Below are 22,846 nucleotides of genomic sequence, written 5' to 3'. Positions count from 1 at the left end.
CGTCATCCACGATGATGAGGTGTTCGCGAACCGCCGCCTGCATGCCTGTCCGGCCCGTACCTTCACTGGCGACCCCGAATTCGCCGCGCTCCTGCGCCGTCACGGTGATGGCCCGCCTACGCTCGTCGACATCTCAGCCGCACATGGGGTGGAGCCCGAAGGACCCGGCCCCGAAGCCGGTTCGCAGCCAGCGGAGCGCGTCGGCGCTCGCCTTCCCGAGATCTCACGACGCGTGCTGGCCGCGGCAGACGCCCTGGCGGACGAGGTGGAAGACCAGTGGAAGGTAGAAGCGAGCCGGCAGCGGCTGCTCGAGCCCACCCCGATTCCGGTGCGGTGGAACCGTTCCCGCCTCCACGTCGCCGGCGCCGTCGAACTGGCCGTCGACCCGTCGCGGCAGCCGATCTATATCGCGCCTACCGTGCCGACGGCGAAGCCCGCCGCGCTCGGGAGCGTTGAGAACGGGGAGTTGGAGAGTCTCTGCCCCATCTACGAAGGGCTGGCCTCCGGCCGAGTGGTCATCCTGGGAAGATCAGGCGGCGGAAAGTCCAGCGCCGCGATCATCACCCTGCTCAACGCCCTCAGGAACCGGAAGAACACGACCGACGCCGAAGAGCGGGCACAGACTCCGGTCCCCGTGCTGCTGACCTGCCGCGACTGGGAGCCGAACCGGGTTGGGCTGATCGAATGGCTCACCCGCAGGCTGGCCGCCGACTACCATGGACTGCGAGCCCGCGAGCGCAACTACCCCGCACTGCGAGCCCGCAAGCGGAAGAAGGAAACCTTAGCCTCGCAGCTGGTGCGCTCCGGCAGGGTGACGCTCTTTCTCGACGGCCTCGACGAACTCGACCCGGAGTTCCAGGCCATCGCGTTGGAGGAGATAGACCGACAGACCACGCTCCGCTTCGTGCTGCTCTCCCGCACCGAGGCGTTCGCGGAAGCCGTGGAGAGGTCGCATCACCTGAGCCGGGCCCTGGTGCTGGAGTTGTCCCCGGTGTTCTCCGAGGAAGCGGCGGACTATCTGCGACGGTGCCACGTGGTGCCCGAGCGCCCCGACTGGCGGCGGCTCACCGAGCACCTTCAGAGCTCTCCCGACAGCGTCATCTCCGAGGCGCTGAGTTCACCGCTGGCTCTGATGCTGCTGCGGGCTGTCTCCAACGACGAGGCGATCGTGCGGCGGCTCCTGACCCCCGAGACGTTCGACTCGCGCGACGACGTCGAGGACTACCTGCTCGATCAGTACCCGCGCGTCGCCTGTCGGCCGCTCCCCGGTGAACCTTCCCGGCCCACGGCCGAGGAAGTCGAGCTCTGCCTCGGATACATGGCCCACCGGATGAGCCAGGAGGCCAGCACGACACTGCTCTGGCAGCACCTGCATCGGTGGCAGCCGTGGCTGCCACGCGTCCTGGGCACGGGGCTGATCGGCATGGCGGCCACCTCTGTGTTGGGGTCCGTGGTGTTCGGCCCTCTCGGCCAGTACACGGTCAGAGGGTCCACCGGCACCGCCTTCGGGCTGGGGTATGGAAGCATGATCGGGCTGGTCTTCGGCCTGCTGGCCGCCGTCTGCTCGGAGCTACGCACCACCCGTGCGGGCCGGAAGCGAAGTGACGAGGCGCCCCGCATGCGGTTCTTCAACCCTGCGGCGACCCCCGTGCTGACCGTCGTCCTCACCGTGGCCGTCGGCAACCAGACCTCCTACCTCATCGGCATACCGACTGGCATCGCCGTCGGAGGGCTGGCTGGGGCCGCGGCCACACGGCCGTGGCCGATCCCCCGGCGACGCCAGCCCAGATCCCGCCTGCTCCGTCCCCGGATCGACCCGGTCACCGCCTTCGCCACCGGGCTCGCCGTCGGCCTGGCCTACGGCACGACGAACGGCGTCGCCAACGGAGTCGCCGCCAGCATCGCCGGGGCCACGGTCTTCGGCCTGATGGCCGGCGTGCTGCGCCCCGCCGCCCAGGGCGACTTCAGCAGCCCGCGACGACAGTGGCACCGGGACCGGGAGCGCAGCCTCACCGTGGGACTCGCCGCCGGCGTGATCCTCGGGTTCGCCCTGGGGTTCAAGAACGCCACCGCGCACGGCGTGCTGGCCGGCGTCGTCGCGGGCATCGCCATCGGGGCCCTGATCACAGCGGCCTGCGCTATCGGCATGTCCGACCTCTGGCGCACCCGCCTGGTGTTCCTGCAGCTTCGGCTACGTGGCGCCGTGCCGACGGGCGGGACGCGCATCCTGTGGCACGCCTACGATCAAGGGGTGCTGCGCAGCCAGGGTCCCGCGCTCGCCTTCCGCCACCTCCGCCTTCAGAAGCGGCTGGCGGCCACTTACCGGAACGGACGAGAGCGAGAGGCCGAACGCCAAATGGCCTCGTGACCCGGCCACTGATCCGCCTGCCTCCGGGGGCGGTCTCGGTGACGTAGTCGTCGCGCCACACAGTGGTGCTGCCGCCCGTCGCCGACAGATCGTTTTCGCGGTTGCGGAGTTCGACGCGGAACTTGCCGGAGATCGTCTTCGGGAGCTCGAAGAATCACCCGCCAGACCCGTTGGTAGAGCGCGAGGGTCGATGTCGCTGATGTCCTGTCGCAGTGCAGCTGGCCGTCGACACAGGTGGCGGTCCGGCGACCTGCCGGGTTGCCATGTGGTTTGCCGACGCCGGGGTCGGAAGTCGAGTTCACAATGAGATCGTTTCATCTTGAACTCGCAGGTCGGGTCTCTGGCGTGGGTGGAGATTGACTCGCTCGTGCTGGTCTAGGACGTGATCATTAGCAGGTGATCGTCTGTCACGGGCCGGTTCGCGGGTTCTGGGGTGGTCCGCTTGAGGCGTCTCGTAGGTTCCGCAACGGAAGGGAGGCGCATGGTGGACGTGCTGACGTGGACGATCGAGCGGCGGATGCGACTGACTGAGCGGGCCGAGCTGCTGCGCAAGGAGCTGGCGGAGGTTGACGCCGAGCTGGGCCGGCTGGAGGCGGCCGAGGTGGTGTTCGGGCAGTGGGCCGAGGCGACGGACGGGGGACGGCGGCCGTCGGGCATCGTGGAGCCGGAGCGCGTCGCGGCTGGGCCGGGTGCGGGCGGGATGCGGTTGGTGCCGGACCGTGTCGAGGGGATGGGGCTGGCGAGCATCTGCGGGCCCTGCTCCAGCACCATGGCCTGCTCCCCCAGCGCGACCCGTACCTCCCCCGCTTCGAGTAGTGGATCGACGCGAAGCTCGACGGGTTTCCTGATGAGGTGCGGCAACCAGTGCAGCACTTCGCCACTTGGCACCATCTACGTCGTATTCGGGCCAAAGCGGCAGCCGGCGCCGCGACGCGTGGCCCGGTCCACTCCGCGAAGCAGGAGATCACCGAAACGGTGAAGTTCCTCGTGTGGCTGCACGAGACCTACCAGCGCACGGCTGCGACGTGTACCCAGCAGGATGTCGATGAGTGGCTGGCCACTGGCCCGACGACGCGCAGCGCGATCCGGTGTCGGCGTACACGTGAACGTGGCTCTGACACGAAAAGAGCCTGCGGTTGAGTTCGGTGGTCAGGCTGTGGCGACGGGTTCGAAGCGGATGGTCAGGCCGAGAGTGTTGGCTTCCTTCAGCATGCGGCGCATGGCGCGTGCTGGATCGCGGCGGGTGAAATAGTCCGCGCCCAGCTCGAGGTAGGGGACGTGGTCGTGGAGCACGTGCCAGACAGCAATGGCGATCTTGTGCATGACCGCGACCAGTGCCCGTTTGCCACCTCGCCGTGCCGAGATCCGGCGGAAGAACACGGCGAGATAGGTGTCCCGGCTTCTGATGGCGGCCAGCGCGGCGACTCCGAGCACGCGTTTGAGATGGGTGTTGCCGTGCCGGGTCCGGCCGGACTTGTTCACCCCTGCCGACTCGTTCTGCCCCGGGCAGACCCCGATCCAGGAGGCGAGGTGATGGGCCGTGGCGAACTGGCCCATGTCTCCGCCGGTTTCGGCAAAGAGGATCTCTGCCGCCATGCGCCCGATGCCGGGAACAGTGTCCAGGAGGTCCAGGTCGTGCTCGTGCTCGCTCAGCAGGGTGGCGATACGGGTGTCGAAGACAGCGACCGTCTCCTTGAACCGGTCCGCCTCGTCCAGGTAGTGCTGGACCATGAAGGCGTGGTGGTCGGTGAAGTCGCCGTCCAGTGCCTCGATCAGGGCGGGGATCTTGGCACGGGCCTTGCCGACGGCAAGATCCGCAAGGCGTTCACGGTCGCGTTCACCGGCGACCAGGGCTGCCAGGATCGTCCGTCCGGTCTTCCCGGCCACATCGGTCAGCACGGAGGTGAGCTTCATCCCGGTGTCCTCCAGCTCCTTCTCCAGCCGCTGGACCTCCCGGCCTGCAGAACGCAGGAGTTCGGTGCGGCGCCGGGTCAGGTCACGCAGTTCCCGCACCATGCGGCCGGGGACGAAGGACGCCATCACCATTCCCGACGCGCCGGCCCGGGCCAGGAACGCGGCGTCGCTCGGATCGCTCTTGCGGCCCCTGATCCCCTTCAGGTGAGAGGGGTTGACCAGCATCAGGTTCAGCTGCGGCTGCAGCAGGTAGTAGACCCCGCGCCAGTAGTCGGCCGTTGCTTCCATGACCACCACGTCGACCTGGCGTTCCACCAGCCAGGCCAGGAGCCGACGTAGTTCGGACCGGGTGGTGCCGAACCGTTCGGTCTCCAGGCTCCATGTTCCCGCCCGAGTCGTACTGGGCGTGCGCACGCAGGCGAGCAGGAACCGCTTGCCCAGGTCCACTCCCGCGGACCGCAGATGGATGACCTCGTCCTTCACGTCCTGCCGACTCATCGCCCGCTCCTGAACACCCGTAGCGAAAACCTGGCGGGAACCCCGGAGGGATCAGGGAAAGAAGCGGAATCTGACACGCGTGCTCCCGGCAGCGGATCACTGCCTTGGCAACAAACCGTGGTCCCCAGCGCGACCCCCATTGCCATCCTGGACAAACGAGCTCACCGGCATCGCAGAGCCATCGGCGTGACCGGGGCACCCACCCCATTTTCTCTCACCCGAGGTGATCAGCGCAGCCATCCCCGTTCCTGGCAAGATTTTCGTAGGCGGAGATCATCTGGGTGCGGTGGTCGGCCGGTCCGCGTAATGGGCATCCTTTGGGTGTGCTCTATTGAACTGCCGTATCTGTTACCGCACTTGGCGTGCGTGTCGGTTCTTTCGGTCGAGGGCTCTGGACCTGTGGTGGTTGTCCGTGCGCGTACACGGTCGCTTGCTCCCGCGCCGTGTACGGGCTGCGGAAGGCCGAGCGGGTGGTGTCACAGCCGCTATGTCAGACGACTCGCGGATGCCGCGCTGGGTGGTCGTCCGGTGCTGATCGAGTTGAGTGTGCGGCGTCTGTACTGCGAGAACGCCACCTGCGGGAAGGTGACGTTCGTCGAACAGGTGCCGGGTCTGACCGTGCGCTATCAACGCCGTACACCGCTGCTGCAGCACATGGTCGAGGCGGTGGGAGTGCTGCTGGCGGGCCGGGGCGGCGCCCGGATGTTGCGGGTCCTAGACGTTGCTCTCTCGCGGTGCACCGTCCTGTCACAACTGATGCGGATCCCGCTGCCGCTTCTGCAGGCGCCAAGGGTCCTGGGCGTGGACGACTTCGCCCTCTACAGAGACACGTACGGCACTCTCCTGGTCGACGCCACTACCCGGCTCCCGCTCACGCTCTGGGAAGGACGGGACGCCGAGCAGTTGAGCCATTGGCTCCGGGGGCATCCCGGAGCCGAGGTTGTCTGCCGCGACGGCTCGCTCACTTACCGGCAGGGCATCGCTGATGGAGCCCCCGAGGCCGTGCAGGTCAGCGACCGCTTTCACCTCTGGCAGGACCTGTCCCACCGCGTCCAGGAGATCGCCGCCGCTCACCGCGGCTGCTTGCCGGCAGCGCGGTCCCCAGCTGAGGAGACCGCCCCGTCATCGACTGAGCTGAGCGTTGAGGATGCTGCGGCACACACGCGGGCCGGTCGGCATGCCCGAAGGCTGTTCGAGGCGGTGCACACCCTCACCGATACAGGCCGGTCCTACAGTGCTGCCGCCCGGGAGCTCGCCCTGGACCGCAAGACCGTGCGCAAATACGCCCATGCCCGCAGCTGGCAGGAGGTGATGCGTCGTCCGCCCCGCCGTCCCTCCACCCTGGACCCCTATCTCGACTACCTGCAACAACGCTGGGACGAGGGCGAACACAGTGCCAAGCATCTTCACCAGGAACTCCTTGGCAAGGGATACCTCGGCCACTACCAGCGCGTGAAGATGGCCGTCGCACCCCTGCGACGCGGACTGCCCCTGGACCAGCCCCGTGAGCGCCCGCCATCCCCGCGCGAGGCCGCACGCTGGATCACCACCCACCCAGACCGCCGCAGCCTTCACGTCTCCCACCGCTTGCACCGGCTCGTTGAGCACTGTCCGGAACTCAAGCGCACCCACGACCTGGCCCGCCGGTTCGCCAACATGCTCGACAACCGCGACGCCTCATCCCTGCCGTCCTGGCTGGACGAGCTCTCCCACAGCGGACTGGCGCCCCTCGCCGGCATCGCCGGAGCCCTGCGCGAAGACCAACACGCCGTCGCGCAGGGGATTGCCACCACCTATAACTCCGGTGTCAACGAAGGCCGCATCACCGACGTCAAACTCCAGAAACGCCTGATGGCAGGGTGAGCTGGCGTCCCACTCCTGCGCCACCGAGTCGTCCTGATCGCCCACCTCCGCCGCCGTTATGCGGACCGGTCGACCACCGCACCCAGATGATCTCCGCCTACGAAAATCTTGCCAGAGCCACTTTAGGGAGTACGCCGACATCCGGACGTTCTTCGTGCTCGCGAAGAAGTCCCGCCTCAACACCCAGGTCACTATTCAGCATCGAGCGGCGAAGACGAGTCGTTCTTTGAGTCAGGATCAGCGGCTCGCCTGGATCCACGAACTCCTCACTGGCACCAGTGAGTCGCTCCCCTACCGCGTGGCCGGCATGCTTTTGCTGCTCTACGCCCAGCCGCTCGTCAAGGTCGTCACCTTCCCGACCAGCATCGTCGACGACAGCGAGCCAGGCATGAGCATCAGGTTTGGCACGCACCCGACTGACGTTCCCGAGCCGTTCGCGTCGCTCATCAGGGAGCATCTCGCCACGCGTCCCAATCTTCGCACCGGCGCCGGAACCGACAGCCCCTGGATGTTCCCTAGCACCCTCGCCGGCCGCCACCTACACCCCAACACCGTCATGGACCGACTCCGTGATCTCGGCGTCAACCTCCTTGGCGCGCGTAACCGAGCCATTGGCGAACTCGTCCTCGAATGCCCTCCGTCGCTGGTTGCCGATGCCCTCGGGTACAGCCACCAAGTCACGTTCCTGCATGCCGAGAAGGCTGCAGAACCCTGGGCGCGCTACGCGGGCCACCGTGTCCGCTCGCCGTAATGCACGCAGCATGACTCCTCGTCCGAGGCGTAGCGTTGACCGCCTGAACCCGCACCGATGAGAGGGCGCAAGCGTCCTGCGAGCAACCGCGCGGTCCTGCCAGGGACTGAGAGCCCGGTGTCTATACCTTGCTCGCGACCACCATGTAGTTCTCGGCCTCAAGATCGAACGTGCTCACTTCCGTCCGGAGTCCGACCCGGTGCAGCTCGACTTCGAGTTCCTCGTACCGGTAGGGCCAGCAGGACAGCAGTTCCGAGCGGACAAGAACCAGCCCAGTCGCATCAACCTGGGCGATCGCAATCTCGATGTGGTGCTCATCCTCCCAATGCGGCGCAATCTCCCAGCGGTAGACCACGACGGCATCGCGACCGTTTCGTCGGATGAGTCGGTCCCTGATGTCCAGCCGGGAACCTCTGGCCCTCACGAGTTCCCAAGTGCGGGATGTGAGCACCAAGCGCCCGCCAGGGCGCAGAAGCCGTGACATCGACTCCAGAGCAGCACCCCTGCCTGTCGCGCCCGCAGCATGGTGAAGCGAGTTGCCAACGCAGAACACCATGTCGAACGTGTCGTCCTCGAAATGATCGGGCAACTCTTCCCAGTTCGCCCGCACGGCCCGGACGGAGGCCCCGAACTCCTCAGACAGCTCTGCAGTCCGGCGAACCATCGCTTCGCTGGCGTCAGTTGCGACAACCTGCATGCCACGACCGGCGAGGCCCAACCGCCAACTGTCCGGTTCCGCACGAACAGTCGAGGACGTGAGCGTTCGACGGCAGGACACTGAGGACGTCATCGAACGACGCAGCGAACTCGGCGGGAGGCAACTTTGCATCCGAGATGAGCCATTCGTACACCTCGGCAAGCACGTCATATTCCGTCACAACCACTGCCTCCGTCACACAGCAGACTCACGGCGGGACGTCAGTCCATCAGCGGAGCAAGCCGGGCACCAATGGTTTTCGCAAGGACAACCCGTCCGCCCATGCCGCGGATAGCGCGAGCTGATCCGCTCGGTCATTCCCGTGTTCGGCGCTTCGGAACTATCAATACGTCCGAACTTGATACGCAGCGTGTCCAGTACGCGGATGAGGATGTCCGTCTTGCCGGTGTTGTTGAAGACCTCGTCGGCAGCTTGGCCCTCGAAGTGGCTGTTCAGTCCGATGAGAAGAAGATTCCGGATCTCCTCCTCTCCCATCTTGGCGCTCGTGCCCGGAGCCAGCTCCAGCGCGTTTCGCTGGTTTCGCAGCACTTCGAGGGCCGCCTCGTAGTGTGCTTCGGCCAGAGCAGGTTCCAGGCGAAACGGCTTGGCCGGGACCGTCGTCTTCGTGGGAACGATCTTCTTGCGCTTGATCGGAACGCTGTAGGTGGCAGCGTCGGAACGCTCTCGCATTGGGAATCCGAGGCCCTCCTGCATGTTCCTGTTACCGGTAGTTCGTTAAATCCGGCGTGTAGAGGTCAATGCCGTGTCCGGTGGTGACTACGTCGATCAGGGCCCGGAGTTCGGAGGGTGGGTCCTTGTCCGTCCAGGCTCGCCACCATCGGTTGAGAGTGACGGCGGGGGTGAGCCAGGAACGGATCGCCCGTAAGGCCCTGGGCCAGCAGGGCTGTTGGTGCTGGTGGGACGGGGCTGAGCCCCCTCTCTGGCCCCTCGTTGGGGCACGGGTCCGGCGCGGTGGCATCCACGGGGCCGGGTGGGGCGAACCATTGGTCCCAGCAGAAGGAGAAGGCGCAGTTCACCAGTGTCTGGTGTCGGCGGATGGCGCGGTCGGAACGTACTTGGAAGTCGGCCCAGCCGAGTTCGTCCTTGACCTGTTTGTAGCTCTGCTCGATCCACGGTCGCAGGCCGTAGAGGCGGACGATCTCGGCGAGGTCGCCGGCGGGTGTGGGCTGGTGGCGGTGCAGGCTGCGTTGGGGTGGGGCAGGTTGGTGGCCAGGTGCCAGGTGGCCTTCTCCGGCAGGGTGGCTGGATCGGTGGTGGCCACGACCAGCCGGCAGGGTGAGTCAGGGCCGTAACCGCCCAGTCGGGCATCGGCGGCCCACCAGGTCTCGGTGTGCCCGTCGCGGAAGTGACGCTCCACGGGTGCCCAGTCACCGGGGTGGTCTGCGTTCTTCCAGGTCAGGGCGTGTGCGGCGTCGATGGGGGTGTGCGGCTGGCCGGCCGGGGCCCAGGTGCCGCGGTGAGGCTTGAGCGCGACCACGTAGGCCAGGCCGGCCTCGCGCAGTGCGAGGTACCAGGTGTCACTGACTTAAGTAGGCGCAGTCGGCGACCACTGCCCGGCAGCCGAAGCCCGCCTCCTTCCCGCGGACCGCCAGAGCAGCGGCCAGCTGCGGTTTCGTACGGAAAGCCGGGTCGGACCGGGCGCGGGCGAAGTGGTGGGCGGGTGTGTAAGGAGTCGCGTGCAGCGGGTAGTACACACGGCCGTCGGTCCACACCGTGGTCACCGTGACGATGCCGTTGTCCGTCTTGCCCAACCGGCCCAGCCACTGCCGGCCCACGTTGGCGGTGGCCGTGCCAGCCTTGCGGTCCCCGGAGTCGTCGATCACGATGACCCCGCCGTCATGCGGAGCCGTCGCCGACTGCCCGCGCAGCAGCTCAAGCCGCCGGCCGTTGATCTGCTCGGCCTCCCATGGGGACTCGGACAGGAAGAACTGCAGCCGCTGCACCCCCGGCATCCCCGCGCCGGCCACCGGCTCAGCTCCTGCCAGGCAGGTGATCGTCTTGTTCCGCTCCCGCGGCGCCAGCAGCCCCGTCAGGTACTGGACGTCTTCCGGGGGGATGAACAGTGGCGATACATGCGGCCACAGCACTGAGCCGGGCCACGGGAATCCCGATCCCGCTCTCCTCCACCGACAGCAGCCCCCTCCAGAGCACCACTCTGACCCCACCTGCCGCGCCGGACTGGGGACTTGCCCTGGGAATCAGTGCGGCAGGATTCGCCGCCCGCGCCTTCACCTGCAATGCCGCCAGTCTCAAAAGCGTCCGCCACTTCGTCCGCGAGACCATCAGCGACTGGGGCCTGGGCCCGTTCGCCGACGACATGACGACGGTGGTCGGCGAACTCGCCGCCAACGCCATCCGCCACGCGCTGGCCGGAGCAGGCGACGCGGACACCAAGGCATGGCTGGGCATGGTCCGCACGGGCGGCGCCGTCGTATGCGCCGTCGTCGATCCCAGCCCCGCCCCCCAGCACGCCGCTGCCCCGACCACCTGGCCGAGACCGGACGGGGACTACTCATCGTGGACGCCCTGACCAGCCAGTGGGGCTACTGCGCACCCGGCCCCCACGGAAAAACAGTCTGGGCCCGCATCGCCATACCCAGTTGGGTGCGGATCCTCTGAAGTGACGGTCGGGATCAAGCAGTGAGGTTGTACTTCTGCTGGTCGGGGGCGGGGTAGAGGCGTTGGTGTTCACGGGCCGCGTGGAAGGTCCAGTAGTCCTCGAAGTCGCCGTTCGTGATCAGTGCGCGGAGTCGGAGGATGGCTTCGGCGCCGTCGAGTCCCCAGCGGGCGCCGGTGATGTCGAGGCGGTCGGCGATCAGGTGGCGGCATGCGCCTTCGACGGCGCCGGTGGCGATGGGCCAGCCGGCTGCGAGGGCGGTGTCGTAGTGGAGCTGGTCGATGTGGCCGGTGAGGTAGCGGTGGCAGGTGGTGATTGCCTCGCGGCGGGCGGCGGGAAGCTGTTCGGCTTTGGCCTGGGCGGTCATCTCGGTGGCGGCGCGCTCCGCGTGTCCGGCGAGGATCGCGGTGAGTTTGTCTGCGGCCCAGGTCTCGGCCTTGCGGCTGCCGGGCGGGTGGAAGGCGTGTGCGGCCGTCCAGCAGTACTCGGCGACGTGGACGAAGTCGAGCAGGACGTTGAGGCGGATGTTGCGGCGGGTGGCTTCGGCTTGGATCAGGTCGAGTTGGTGGCGGGCGCCGTCGACGAGCACGATCCAGTCCCGCAGCTGCTGCGGGTCGCGGGCCTCGGCCTGGTCGAAGGCGTCGGCGACGACGCGTTCTGGGGGATGGATCACTGAGGCGGTGCACCATTTGTGCTGTGCTGTCGGGCCCGGCCTTGCGGGCCGGTTCTCGCTGCGGCCGCCGGGCGGATGCACGATGTCGTGCGGTCGACGCGGGGCGGGCGCGGTGTCGAAGACGCAGGCCACCGTCGCCATGCGCTTGCGGTTGGGTTTCTCTCCGGGAGCCAGGCGTCCGCGCCGTCCGGCCGCCGCACTCTTGGCCGCGGCCCGGCGGGTGGCTTCGCGCAGGGCTTCGGGGCGCATCACCACGCCCTTGCCGTCGACCTGGAGGACCAGCGGCATCTCGCGGGTGCAGGGGGTGGGGATCTTCACCGTGTAGTAGGCGGCGATGTCGACGGCCGCGGCGACCACCAGCTCTTCGAGACGGCGCTTGCCCAGCACTCTTCCGCAGCGTCGCTCGATCGCTTGCTGGGCCTGGTCGAACGAGCCGCGGACCGCTTCCAGGACCGCGAGCCGGGCCAGGCCGCGGGAGTGTCGGCCAGCAGGCAGCGACAACGCTTCGTCCGCCGGGTGCACGTTGGACACGCCCCGGCCGCGATAGGCGATCCTGTTCACCCGGACGGGCCCGAACACGCAGGTCAGCCAGCGGGGGTGGTTGCTCTCCCGCCAGGTCCGCGTCTGTCCTTCCGGCCCGCGCACCGCCGGTTGCCCTGCGTTGATGCGGGCCGCCGCTTCTTCCGTCCTCGCCCGCGCATCGAGGTGATCCTGCATCAACTGCCGCAGCAGCTCCCGTCCTTGCTGTTCGAGCAGTTCCTCCAGCTCGTCGTGGGCCATGCTTTGCGCCGGGTCGTCGGCCAGCGTCGAGACGAGGCGTTCGAAGGCGCCACGGGAGGCGGCATACTCATCAGGCCGGGATAAGGCGTCATAGGGTTCCATCTGGGGCTCTTCTTCGGCTCTTTTTGCGGTTCGTTCGGTTGGCACCTTCGAATCTACGGAGAAGAGCCCCTTGGTCACCGGGAGTTGACGTGGTCGGCGTCCCCGTCATGTCGGGCGAGGGTGAACCGTCCCGGTGCGTCCTCGTCCAGCCAGCCCCGCTCCACCAGACGCTTCAGCTTTCCCCGTGTCCCCTCGATCTTCGCCGTGGTGGCCTCCAGCCCGATCCGCGGCACGATCTGCTTGGCCTGCAACGGACCCTGAGCATCAGCGACGATCTCTACGATGTCCCGGTACACGTCCGGCAGCACTTGAACGACCAGGCCCTCCCGCCACGGCGGCACGGCCATCACCCCGATGCCGTGAGGCGCCGGCGCCTTGGGTTCCGGCGCATCGCGCGCCTCTACCTCCGGCGCTTGCTCCGCGGCCGACAACTCCGCCAGTACCTGCGCGACGGTCTCCCGCGTGATCTCCAACCGCGACAGATCAGCCCGTGCCTTCTCCAGCCGGACAGCCAACTCCGCAGCCTCGGCCTGCAGCTCTTCGACCCGCTGTCGAGCCGCGGCCTCCCGCGCCTGGAGCTCTTCCGGCAACGACACCATGGCGCCCCACCTCCACCTCGCCACGGTAGAAGTACGACGGCACCGCCTACACGTCAATCAGCGTCTTCCCAGCTCAGCTATCCCTCGAAAGGAACCGCACCCTACCCAGTTCCTGAGCCCGGTGCTCAACCCCGGCGGGATCGCTCCCTGCCACAGTTCGCCGCTTCCAGGCGCGCCGAGGATCCTCCGCAGGGCGGGACGGACGCCATGACCATCCAGGTCCACGGATCCGCTGTGCGTGGGCCGTGGACCTTCGCCGCCCCGTAACGCATCGGCGAGACGCGGCACCGCAAGGACCACCGGCGCTGGGTCCTCTGGAACTCGAACCAGCCGACCGCCTGCCCTTCATGGCTGACCGCCAACGGCAGTGACGTTTCGCTGCGTTCGATCCACTCAACACGCCGACGACGGCAGGCACTACGCTGATCCGCGACCGCGAGCACAGGCCGCCAGCCCTCACTCACGTGAAGGCTGGCGGCAGCCTCCCGGCGGGGGAGGGCGAGCTGGTCGTCCAGGGCGAGGACCTCGGGGTGTGGATCGCCGCGCAGCGGGCCGGGTGGGACAAGTTGATGCCCGCGCAGCGGTACCTGCTGGAGACCCTCGGTATCGAACCGCCCGCAGAGGGCCAGACGCTCGGGCCGGTACGGCGGTCGCAGGATGAGCGGTGGAACACCGACTTCGCATCCGCCCGCCAGTTCCACGCACGCGAAGGGCACCTGCGGCCGCTCGTAAGCACGTCGAACTGATCGACGTGAACGGTGGCGGGGAGGGTGAGCAGGAGGCCGTGAAGCTTGGGGCATGGCTCGACAACACCCGCAAGCGGGCCGCGAAGCTGAGCCCGGAACGCCGGGCAACACTCGATGATCTCGGCATGCGCTGGTAGAGCGCGGTGTGCATCCGCAGGCCTCCTGGTGGATTTCGCCTCCCGCGGGCTACGGATTTGCGGACAGCCAAGTGGAGGGAAGGACAACCTCTTGGGGAGTGGGTGCCGAAGGCATCGAAAAGCCCTTCAGGGGCTGGCCCCGTCGCGTGGGCGAAGGACACGATGCCGACGGAGAACGTCGCGCCGCCGAAGGACACCCTGCCGCCGGAGAACGTCGCGCGGGTCTGTGTAGCGAACGGTGGGACTCGGTCGGATTTCTTTAGCGGCGGCCGGCTGTAAGTCGGCCGTCGAAGGCGATGTCGAAGGCCCGCAGGGCAGCTTGGCGCCTACCTCTGGCCTTCGCCATGCTGCCCGCGTGCGCGGCCACGTCGGCCGCAGTGCACACGCCCGACGCCGGGATAATTGGCCAATCCGCTTCGCACATAGTTGTGTTGGCTCTGCGGCTGGCCAGGGCCGTCACCGAGTTATTCCTCTCGGAGCGGTTCAATCACATCGTATGATCGCCCCGAGGGGGATCGTAAGACGCGCATGTCGACGCCCCCCAGTCGTCGCGTCCTTGACCAGGGCGCTCGTCATTACGGGAGATCATTTACAGTGCGTACCTTCAAGCGGTTCCTGGGTGCTTCAGTGGCCGTCCTGAGCCTGACCGGCGCTGCCATAATCACGGGTGCGGAGAGCGCTGCTGCAGCCGACCCCAACTTCACGTTCGATGTCGACAGGGACGGCAAGAGCTTCAGCATCGGGGTCTACAACAACCACACACGTGCGGGTTTCGCAGACTGGAACGCCGACCCCGACAACACTGTCAGCCCGGCCATTCCAGGAGATGCCCTGCAGGTTCGGGACATTCTCGGCGACGGCTGGGGAATCGAGGCAGAAGCGATGGCACAGAGCGGCGGAGCCGGTTACCGCATGGCCACGTCACGAGGGCACTCGGCGTACTACGCCTCGGGTTGGAAGACTGGCAACATCGCGGAAGGAACCCCGATAGTCGTCCAGGTCTGCGCGGTGAAGGGCGATAAGTCGCAGTGCGGCACCGTGTACGGCACGGCCTGAGACACGGGCCTGGCAGGTACGACATGTAGGTTTTTCTCTGCTTTCGGTCTGTCTGCCCGCCGACACCAGCCGCCGGCTGCGCGCGATTGCCGTCCGCACCGGCCTTGAGCCGGAGCAGGTCCTTGCCCAGCTCGCCGCCCGGGTTCGCATGAACGACAACGGCACCCTGAGGGTCGACGCCTTCACCCCACACTGAGAACGACCTTGCGACGGTCATCTCGCTCCCTGAACCAAACGGCACAGGGCCCGCACCCTCTCAGGTGTGGGCCCTTTGCCAAGGTCCTTTCGGCCGCCGCCCCCTCTCGGAGGTTTGGTGTACGGCGAGCCGAAAGAACCCGCTCGCTTAGGCGAGCGGTGGAAGCCCCGGAGGCTCCCCTTCCGTCCAGGACAACGAGCAGATGGTCAAGGCGTTACACGGCTCAGCTGACCGGCGACCTGCGGTTCCTCGCTGAATCGGAGGCAACCCGAGTTGATGCCTCGGATTGAGCGGGACTGCCTCGCCTGCAGCGAGAGGGGACATAGGGTCCTGGTGTGCGGTGCCGGTTCGAGGGTATCCGGGGTCGTTACCGGGTTGCTCAGGACGAGGTGGCGGTGTGGCTGGGGCATGCACGAAGACGAATATGAGTCGCTGGTCAGCCGCCCGATCCTGTCTGCCGTGGCCTTTGACGGCAGCGAGCCGATCGCTGTGGCCCGGCATTTTGCCCGTGGTCTCATGACCGAGGTGCAAGCCGTCCACGGGATCCCGGTGTCGGAGCGTGCGATGGGCATGGTGCAGCTGGTCGTCAGCGAGCTGGTGACCAACACCTACAAATACGCGCCGGGACCGTGTCTGCTGGACCTGGAGGTCAGCGACGGCGCGGTGGAGATCAGCGTGTGGGACACCGAGGCGACGCCGCCGGCGGCCTGCCCTGCTGATCCGGGCCGGGTCGGGCAGCATGGCCTGGAGATCACGATGGCGGTGTGCCGCAGTTTCGAGGTGCGGCGCGAGCCGGTGGGCAAGCGGGTGAAAGCCGCGGTCGTGCTGGCAGACGATCCCGGCGGGAATCCGGTGGGCCGTCTGATGTGACCGGGCTGGTCAGGCCGGATGGTGTCTGCGACGGCAACAGACACCACCCCACGTCAGTGACCCCGCCCCGGCCTCAACACTCCACCAGCACAAACACCACTATCTGACACCCCGTCACTGACACCAAACCGGCACATCGCACCTTCACCCCACGCTGACCGGTGAGGGCAATGTCCCGCACTCACGGCTCACAGTGCGGGTGCGGGACGCCGTCGCCGGGGGCGGCTCTTCCGGGTTCACAGGGTGTGGTGCAGCCAGCGCTGGAGGACGGTGTTGACGTCTGCAGGTAGGGCGCTGAGCTGGTCGATGACCGCACGGTCTTCCGGCATCGGCGGGATACCGGCGGCGGTGAGGGCCACGTTCAGGGCAAGGCGCCGCTCATCGCGCGGGGCGAGGACGCGGCCGAGGCGTTCGGCCGGGTTGGGCGGCGGCAGGAAATAGTCCAGGTCATCACCGGCTTGGACGGGCGTCGGCCAGGTGTCGTCATGGGGGTCCGGAGCGGCGTAGGGGTCGGCGTAGGCGCGGGAACTGAGGTTCTCGTTGCTCCAGGGGGTCATCTTTTGTCTCCCAACCGGGTGTTTTGCGGACAACTACCGGTCCAGACCTCCGGGAGGGCCGCTTCGGTTGCGGCTGCGGCCGTACGTCACGCTGACGGCTCCATCGGCGGCTGATCACCTCGTGTGACCAGCAGACGGCAGGCAACATCACGTCGTTCTCGGGTGGACGTGCTTCCTTCTGGGGAGGCGACGCCGTGCCAGGCTCCTGCGATAGGCCGGGCTGAACAGGGAGGCCGGGGCAAACGGGTGAGGTTTCGGCCGTTTGCCGGGAGTCGGTCGTTGAGCAGCCGTGGGAGCCTTCGGTGACTGTTCCGATCCGCGTCCCGGCGCCCGGCGTGCCGGCCATGCGCAGGACACCTGCGCATGGTGCGTGCAGCTGCGGGAGACGGACAACCAAGCCCGTCGGACGCCGGCAGCGGGCCAGCGTTCGCCCGTGCCCTGGAGAGTCTTGCCGGGGCCGGCCCCCGCGTCCTGGACAGTTCGACGGGTGAGGGCGGTGAGAACGGTGCTGGTCGTTGTGGCCGCGGCCACCATCATCGCTGCGACCGTGGCCATAGTCCTGGACACCCGCCCCTGACACCCGGCGTTCCTGCCCGGCGACTGCTCCCGGAGCCGGCGCACCGACCGCTCGTCGGCGTACGCCCGAACGTCCCCAGGTGAGTACAGCACCGCCACCAGATCAGCGCCAGACCGCCGCGCGTACCCAGCTCTCATGGCGATCGAGGCCGGGGCCGCGGGGGCGGGAAGGTCCGGGGCAGGCCTGGAGGCGTAGTTCGGATGTTGATCGCGGGCCCGAGCGAACTGTCTTGAGCAGGGCCCGGCGGCGATGTCACACCCTCATGTTGGACAGCCTCGTGACATCCGCTACTGAGGTCTTCGGAACTACTCATCCAGCGGTCGGCTTACGAGGCGCCGTCAAGGACCTCCCGCAGTCGATGCGCGAACTCGTCCGGCTTCCCCGGATATCCGAACTCTCCGTCGCAGAAACCACCGTGATGGCTCGGGAACACGGTCATCCGCTGCCCGAGCAGCTCGGCGGCCGCGACGGAAGTGCGTCCGGTCTCCACGTCCTCGGACTCCTCGCCCATAGCGATCACGATGCGGGTCGGCGCAGCCGCGAGAGCATCGACATCCGGCCGATAGCTGCTTACCGCCCATGACCGGTCGGACAGCAGCGGATCGTCACGCGAACCGTCATCCTCCGTAGGCATCCCGAAAGCGGCGGGATCCGCCTCTGGCTGTTCGAAGTACCCGTCGGTGAACTCTCCCTCCCACGAGGTCATGGCCACGAACGCAGCCATCCCGGCCCCCCACCCCCGCTTTTCGTACGCCTCCCGGACACCGGCCCGCGCCCGCACGGCCGCCGGGCCGTCCGGCGTGAGGGTGATGAGCGGCGGCTCGTGCGCGACCAGGGTGGTCACGTCTGCGGGATACTTCGCCACGACCGCGAGGGCGGTGATCGCTCCGCCACTGCTTGCGAACATCTCAACCGGCCCGGCTCCGAGTGCCTCGATGACGGCGTGCACGTCGTCGGCCTGGATCTGCGGCGTGTGGTCGACCCGACCGTCCTTACGCGTGCTGCGACCGAGCCCGCGCGGGTCATAGGTGGCAACCGTCCGATCGGGGAAGCGCGCCGCGAGCGCGACGAAGCCAGTAGCGTCCATGGGCTGCCCGATCATGAACAACGGCGGGCGTCCAACTGTGGTCGGCAGCGGCCCGCGAACGTCATAAACGAGGTCCGCGCCGGCTGTCGTGAGTGTGTGAGTCTCCATACCCGTGCAGACCGGCCCCGCCCCGGAAACTCATCGGCGCGGCGGGCATCGCTCCGCGATGAAGCTGCGCTCTCACCCCGGAGCGTGTCCCCACCCCGTGATGGAGGATTATCGGGAGCTCCGGTGCCACGGCGGCCGAAGAACTGCCACCTTCATCCGTGCCCGGCTGGGCACTTTCGCGCGAACGCCGAAACCGCTCACAGTGATCTCCACGCTACCCAAGGCGCCATGGTCCTGATTGCACGGTTGCCGGGCTCTTGCTGGTCGATCACTGGTCCATCGTAAAGCGCCAGGGTGCGCCACCCTTCCTGTCGGCTTCGAACATCGACCAGCATGATCAGAACGAGCTGACCTGTGCGTATACCGCCCGGCTCAGCCGTTGCGCTGGCCGGGCCCGGTCAGCAGCAGCCAACGAGGCTCAGGACAGGACATGTGGAATCCAGCATGGATGCGCAGTGTCGAGTGGCTCGCCGCGGCAGCCGCCGATCCCAGGGCGTGCAAACGGCAGTGGGAACACGGGACCGGGTTCGTTCTGCTGGAGGCAGGACGCTACTGGAATGTCCTCAGCGTCCCGGAAGAACTCGGCCTGTCTGCCCTCGACATGCTCTGGCATGATCCGTTACGCGTCCCCGGGCCCGCTCTGCGGCACAGCAAGGCCCACCGCGTGGGTTTCCTCCTGCCCCCGGGCCCCGCTGCCCAGTGGGTCGGAGCGGGGGTCCGCCACGTCGGGAAGGGCAGCTGGATTCCCGCTCCCCCGCCCTACCGGGAGACCGGCCATCTGGAATGGATCATCCCGCCCGACGGGACCGGTGCCCTCCACGTTCCCGACGTCCTGGAATGGGCCCTACGCTCTGCCGCACGCGCACTCACCGCCTCCACAACCATCCACCAGAACACCGCCGGGCCTCTCGCTGAACCCGCCGGCTGCCACCACCCATGAACTGGAGTGCGTGATGTGGAGTGCTGAGGATGTGGCCCGGGCTGCGGTACGGCGGCAGGGCGAAGGCTTGAGCGTGGCGCAGGTCGCGGACAAGGTCGCGGAAGCGGAGCGGCGTGAGCGGGAGGCCCGGCAGCAGCTGGACTCCGCCGGTGATCGTGGTCCGTACGAATGGGACCCGGAGGACCTCGCCGAGCAGTGGGTGGCGCGGCATACCGAATGGCGCCGCATCACCGCCCTGATGGACGCTCAGGGCTGGCCCGTCTACTCCCCGGAGCGGGACGTGCAGGGCAGTACATGGGCACGGGAACGCGACGCGCAGTGGGAAGGCGCCCTCGCCCGTCGCGCTGCCTGGCAGATGGAACGGCAGGACGCGCGCGATGAGCTGAAGGCGCAGCTGTGGCTGCCTGCCGACGCCAGCCGCCGGCTGCGCGCGATCGCCACCCGCACCGGCCTGAGCCCAGAGCAGGTCCTCGCCCAGCTCGCCGACCGGGTCCGCATGAACGACAACGGCACCCTGACAGTCGACGCCTTCACCCCACACTGACCGCTGCCCCGCACGCGCCAGTTCGCGAGTGCGGGGCAGCCCGCGCAATGCCCGCCTGACGGCGCGAGCCCGGCCGCGCTCGCACGGCCGGGCTCCATCGGCTTTCTGCCGAGCGTCCCGCCGAACCGGGTGGCTGTCATCACCCACACGCGTGGCACCGGCCCATGACCCGAGGGGATGCCTCGATCGGCGGCCGGGTACGTTCGCCATGGGCCCGTGCCGGACGGAACCGGCACGGCCCCAACCAAGGACGCTTCAGTGCCCAGTGCACTCGATCCTGATCTACCGGGCGAGCGGCCTGGTGCAGGAACTCTTGCCCCGTTCAGCAGCGATGAGTCTCGCGGTGGTCCCAGGTCTACACGTCAGACCGCTCCATCGCACTCGAACCAGGAGGCATCTTGAAGCTGCTTCTCACGTCCGCGGGCATCAAGAACCCGAGCATCCACGACGCGCTGGTCGACCTGCTGGGCAAACCGATCGCCGACTCCAACGCCCTGTGCATCCCTACCGCGGCATACGGGCACCCCCAGGTCACTCCTGCCGGGGCATGGCGTTTCATCAGCGGACAGTCCCCCTCCATATCCATGTGTGAGCTGGGGTGGAAGTCCCTGGGAGTACTGGAGCTCACCGCGCTGCCCAGCATCGGTGAAGAACGCTGGATCCCCTGGGTCCGGGAGGCGGACGTCCTGCTGGTGAATGGCGGCGACGCCCTGTACCTGTGCCACTGGATGCGGCAGTCCGGGCTGGCGGACCTCCTGCCGTCGCTGCACGAGACGGTCTGGGCGGGCCTGAGCGCCGGGAGCATGGTGATGACCCCCCGTATCGGGGAGGACTTCGTCGAGTGGAAGCCGCCCACCGGCGGCGACAGCACGCTGGGCATCGTCGACTTCTCGATCTTCCCGCACCTGGACCACGAACTGCTGCCGGAGAACACCACGGCCGACGCGGAAAGATGGGCGGCAGGCATCCCGGGTCCGGCATACGCGATCGACGATGACACCGCCATCAAGGTGATCGACGGCACCGTCGAGGTCGTCTCCGAGGGGATGTGGAGGCACTTTCCCCCTAGTGGGGGTTAAGAAGACATCTCATTTGGTGTGTTCGATAGTCTGCGGTCGTGGACATCGTGGAGCGTCTGGTGCCGGATGAACTGTGGGAGTTGTTCGAGCGGGTGGTGCCGCCCGCTCCGACGCGGCCCCAGGGTGGGGGTCGGCGGCGGTACGGGAACCGTGAGGTGCTGGCCGCGATTGTGTTCGTGGCCACGTCAGGGTGTACCTGGAGGCAACTGCCTGCGTCGTTCGGTCCGTCGGGGCCGACCGCGCACCGGCGGTTCAGCGAGTGGCGCCGGGCCCGGGTGTGGGCCAAGCTGCACCGTCTGGTGCTTGACGAGCTCGGCGCGCGTGGAGACCTGGACTGGTCGCGGTGTGCGATTGACTCGGTGAACATGCGGGCCTTGAAGGGGGGGACCTGACAGGTCCGAATCCTGTAGATCGAGGCAAGAAAGGCTCGAAGATCCACCTGATCACCGAGCGGACCGGTCTGCCCATCTCCGTCGGCATATCGAGTGCCAACCTCCACGACAGCCAGGCCCTTCAGCCGCTCGTGCGGGGGATCCCGCCGATCCGCTCCCGCCGTGGTCCCCGCCGGCGCAAGCCCGCCAAGCTCCACGCAGACAAGGGCTACGACTACGACTACCTGCGTCGATGGTTACGCGGGCGTGGCATCACCCACCGCATCGCACGCAAGGGCATCGAGACTTCGCACCGGCTGGGCCGTCATCGTTGGAAGATCGAGCGCACCATGGCCTGGCTCGCCGGATGCCGCCGCCTCCATCGCCGCTACGAACGCAAAGCCGAATTTCCTCGCCTTCACGGCCATCGCCTGCACCCTCATCTGCTACCGCCGACTCACCAAATGAGATGTCCTCTAAGGCAGAGGGTATCCGGACGGTCAGCAGACGGCTGCGCGCGATTGCTGCTGGAGGCCGCGACGGACATCACCGCGTTCGCGGACTTCCCATCGGCGCACTGGAAGAAGATCTGGTCCACGAACCCGCTGGAGCGGCTCAACCGGGAGATCAAACGAAGGGCCGACGCCGTGCAGGTCTTTCCCAACCCCGCGGCCCTGGACCGCCTCGCAGCCGCGGTCCTGGCCGAACTCCACGACGAGTGGCAGGTCTTCGACCGCCGCTACCTCTCCGAAGGCTCCATGACCGAACTCTTCACCACCCAACCGACTGGCGACGACCGCCAGCTTCCCCCACCGGAACCGAATCAGCTCGGCCAGTGACTACACCGCTTCACGGGACGTGACCGGATCAGTCGTCGGTTCGCAGATCACGCAGGGACTCACAGATCTGCTGCCCTGCCGCACCTGCGGTTCCTCCGGCAAGCGTCGACAGCAGGGGCCGATCGGGTCGGCAACCGGTCCGCAAGCTGGGTGGACTGAACCAGGCGTACAGGGAACTTGCCCTGGATCGCTCACGCAAGAACAGTCAGCGCCAGAGATCGCCATTAACGATCGATGCCTTTGCGGGTGTCAGTGTCTGCGGCAGGCTCCTGGGACCTGGGTTTGGCCACGTTCCGTAGTGGCGCGCCCACAAGTAACGTCTGAGAGGGCCGGTGCAACGGTAGATGGGGCGCATGCGTGCTCGGCATCTGAGGCTGCAGTGTCTTGTGTTTGTGGTGGCTGCCTCGGTCGGCTCCTCTGTCGGCTGCTCTTCCACACTCGGTCATGAACGTCCGGACGCGCAGCGTGCTCCTCTGGGTGCACCGTCGGCTGACTCACCCACCACGGATCCCAATGCCCCGCCGGGCGAACGTGCCAGGCACGGCAGGAACAGCGCGTCGAGCACGCCCCTGAACAGCGCCGCTCCGGCGGGCACTCCTTCGAAGCCGACAGGTGAGTCGAGCACGCCACCGCCTCTCGGCGGAGACCCCGTCGACCCCGTACCGGAGCCCACGTGGGTTCCGGGCCCGGAACCCACCCCCGTGCTGGTACCAGAACCAGACCCCCGCCCAACGCCATCACGGTCGATGCCGGGCCCGGAATCCAACTGTCAAACCAAGCCGTGTTCCACCGATGGCTGTTCCGGCGATCCATCCTCCAACGCATCCGCGTCCCCCGGCCTTTCATCCAGCAGCCG

18 protein-coding genes and 4 pseudogenes are annotated in these 22,846 nt (G+C 67.6%); 14 read left to right on the top strand and 8 right to left on the bottom strand.

Going from position 1 to position 22,846, the window contains the following annotated elements; genetic code table 11:
• The first annotated feature begins 19 nt into the window (after positions 1-19).
• Together QF035_RS51675 and QF035_RS51670 are read left to right on the top strand one after the other, a co-directional pair.
• Positions 20-2,368, top strand: a complete 2,349-nt coding sequence (locus QF035_RS51675; RefSeq protein ID WP_307529787.1) for a hypothetical protein — start codon at positions 20-22, stop codon at positions 2,366-2,368.
• 481 nt (positions 2,369-2,849) lie between these two features.
• Complete coding sequence (locus QF035_RS51670; protein ID WP_307529786.1) at positions 2,850-3,347, top strand: hypothetical protein; 498 nt, start codon at positions 2,850-2,852, stop codon at positions 3,345-3,347.
• Between the two features lie 170 nt (positions 3,348-3,517).
• Here QF035_RS51670 and QF035_RS51665 read toward each other — a convergent pair whose 3' ends face one another.
• The gene (locus QF035_RS51665) at positions 3,518-4,780 is read right to left on the bottom strand and encodes an IS110 family transposase (RefSeq protein WP_307529784.1); all 1,263 of its coding nucleotides are present in this window, start codon (positions 4,778-4,780) and stop codon (positions 3,518-3,520) included.
• Here QF035_RS51665 and QF035_RS51660 point away from each other — a divergent pair.
• On the top strand, positions 4,745-6,643 hold the full coding sequence (locus tag QF035_RS51660; protein ID WP_307529782.1) for an ISL3 family transposase: 1,899 nt from the start codon (positions 4,745-4,747) through the stop codon (positions 6,641-6,643). The two genes, QF035_RS51665 and QF035_RS51660, sit on opposite strands and share 36 nt — an antisense overlap.
• A 154-nt stretch (positions 6,644-6,797) precedes the next feature.
• Positions 6,798-7,394 carry a hypothetical protein gene (locus QF035_RS51655; protein WP_307529780.1) on the top strand — a complete coding sequence of 199 codons (597 nt, stop codon included), beginning with the start codon at positions 6,798-6,800 and terminating at the stop codon, positions 7,392-7,394.
• Positions 7,395-7,515: 121 nt separating this feature from the next.
• Here the strand turns inward: QF035_RS51655 and QF035_RS51650 are convergent.
• The 3 genes and pseudogenes from QF035_RS51650 to QF035_RS56320 all read right to left on the bottom strand — a co-directional run.
• Positions 7,516-8,272 (bottom strand): annotated as a pseudogene (locus QF035_RS51650) (class I SAM-dependent methyltransferase).
• Positions 8,273-8,286: 14 nt separating this feature from the next.
• A complete protein-coding gene (locus tag QF035_RS51645) occupies positions 8,287-8,781 on the bottom strand; it encodes a hypothetical protein (protein WP_307529778.1) in 495 nt (164 codons plus the stop codon).
• 65 nt (positions 8,782-8,846) lie between these two features.
• Positions 8,847-10,151: pseudogene (locus QF035_RS56320) on the bottom strand (IS701 family transposase); the annotation flags it as partial.
• Between the two features lie 23 nt (positions 10,152-10,174).
• Between QF035_RS56320 and QF035_RS51635 the strand changes: the two are divergent.
• Positions 10,175-10,642 carry an ATP-binding protein gene (locus QF035_RS51635; RefSeq protein WP_307529773.1) on the top strand — a complete coding sequence of 156 codons (468 nt, stop codon included), beginning with the start codon at positions 10,175-10,177 and terminating at the stop codon, positions 10,640-10,642.
• Between the two features lie 103 nt (positions 10,643-10,745).
• Here QF035_RS51635 and QF035_RS51630 read toward each other — a convergent pair whose 3' ends face one another.
• Positions 10,746-12,284 carry an ISKra4 family transposase gene (locus tag QF035_RS51630; RefSeq protein WP_307529771.1) on the bottom strand — a complete coding sequence of 513 codons (1,539 nt, stop codon included), beginning with the start codon at positions 12,282-12,284 and terminating at the stop codon, positions 10,746-10,748.
• Between the two features lie 74 nt (positions 12,285-12,358).
• Complete coding sequence (locus tag QF035_RS51625; RefSeq protein ID WP_307529769.1) at positions 12,359-12,883, bottom strand: hypothetical protein; 525 nt, start codon at positions 12,881-12,883, stop codon at positions 12,359-12,361.
• Between the two features lie 464 nt (positions 12,884-13,347).
• On the opposite strand from QF035_RS51625, the gene QF035_RS51620 reads away from it, so the two are divergent.
• The 4 genes from QF035_RS51620 (at position 13,348) to QF035_RS51605 (ending at position 15,888) form a co-directional block, all read left to right on the top strand.
• On the top strand, positions 13,348-13,629 hold the full coding sequence (locus tag QF035_RS51620) for a hypothetical protein (RefSeq protein ID WP_307529766.1): 282 nt from the start codon (positions 13,348-13,350) through the stop codon (positions 13,627-13,629).
• Between the two features lie 38 nt (positions 13,630-13,667).
• On the top strand, positions 13,668-13,766 hold the full coding sequence (locus tag QF035_RS51615; protein WP_307529764.1) for a helicase associated domain-containing protein: 99 nt from the start codon (positions 13,668-13,670) through the stop codon (positions 13,764-13,766).
• A gap of 594 nt (positions 13,767-14,360) precedes the next feature.
• Complete coding sequence (locus QF035_RS51610; protein ID WP_307529762.1) at positions 14,361-14,822, top strand: hypothetical protein; 462 nt, start codon at positions 14,361-14,363, stop codon at positions 14,820-14,822.
• Between the two features lie 604 nt (positions 14,823-15,426).
• Positions 15,427-15,888, top strand: coding sequence for an ATP-binding protein (locus QF035_RS51605; RefSeq protein ID WP_307529760.1), 462 nt, complete (start codon positions 15,427-15,429; stop codon positions 15,886-15,888).
• 236 nt (positions 15,889-16,124) lie between these two features.
• On the opposite strand, the gene QF035_RS51600 is transcribed toward QF035_RS51605, so the two are convergent.
• The gene (locus tag QF035_RS51600) at positions 16,125-16,445 is read right to left on the bottom strand and encodes a hypothetical protein (RefSeq protein WP_307529758.1); all 321 of its coding nucleotides are present in this window, start codon (positions 16,443-16,445) and stop codon (positions 16,125-16,127) included.
• 902 nt (positions 16,446-17,347) lie between these two features.
• A complete protein-coding gene (locus tag QF035_RS51595; RefSeq protein WP_307529756.1) occupies positions 17,348-18,217 on the bottom strand; it encodes an alpha/beta fold hydrolase in 870 nt (289 codons plus the stop codon).
• A gap of 430 nt (positions 18,218-18,647) precedes the next feature.
• On the opposite strand from QF035_RS51595, the gene QF035_RS51590 reads away from it, so the two are divergent.
• The 5 genes and pseudogenes from QF035_RS51590 to QF035_RS51570 all read left to right on the top strand — a co-directional run.
• On the top strand, positions 18,648-19,157 hold the full coding sequence (locus QF035_RS51590; RefSeq protein ID WP_307529754.1) for a hypothetical protein: 510 nt from the start codon (positions 18,648-18,650) through the stop codon (positions 19,155-19,157).
• A 73-nt stretch (positions 19,158-19,230) separates the two neighbouring features.
• Positions 19,231-19,701 carry a hypothetical protein gene (locus tag QF035_RS51585; protein WP_307531979.1) on the top strand — a complete coding sequence of 157 codons (471 nt, stop codon included), beginning with the start codon at positions 19,231-19,233 and terminating at the stop codon, positions 19,699-19,701.
• Positions 19,702-20,099: 398 nt separating this feature from the next.
• On the top strand, positions 20,100-20,780 hold the full coding sequence (locus QF035_RS51580) for a Type 1 glutamine amidotransferase-like domain-containing protein (protein WP_307529751.1): 681 nt from the start codon (positions 20,100-20,102) through the stop codon (positions 20,778-20,780).
• Positions 20,781-20,827: 47 nt separating this feature from the next.
• Positions 20,828-21,619: pseudogene (locus QF035_RS51575) on the top strand (IS5 family transposase).
• Positions 21,620-21,675: 56 nt separating this feature from the next.
• A pseudogene (locus QF035_RS51570) lies at positions 21,676-21,990 on the top strand (transposase); the annotation flags it as partial.
• Between the last annotated feature and the right edge of the window lie 856 nt (positions 21,991-22,846).

The sequence above is a fragment of the Streptomyces umbrinus genome, assembly GCF_030817415.1.
In the GTDB taxonomy this organism is placed as follows: domain Bacteria; phylum Actinomycetota; class Actinomycetes; order Streptomycetales; family Streptomycetaceae; genus Streptomyces; species Streptomyces umbrinus_A.
The sequence above is the reverse complement of the archived record's forward strand: the minus strand, read 5'-3'. Positions and strand labels throughout refer to the sequence as shown.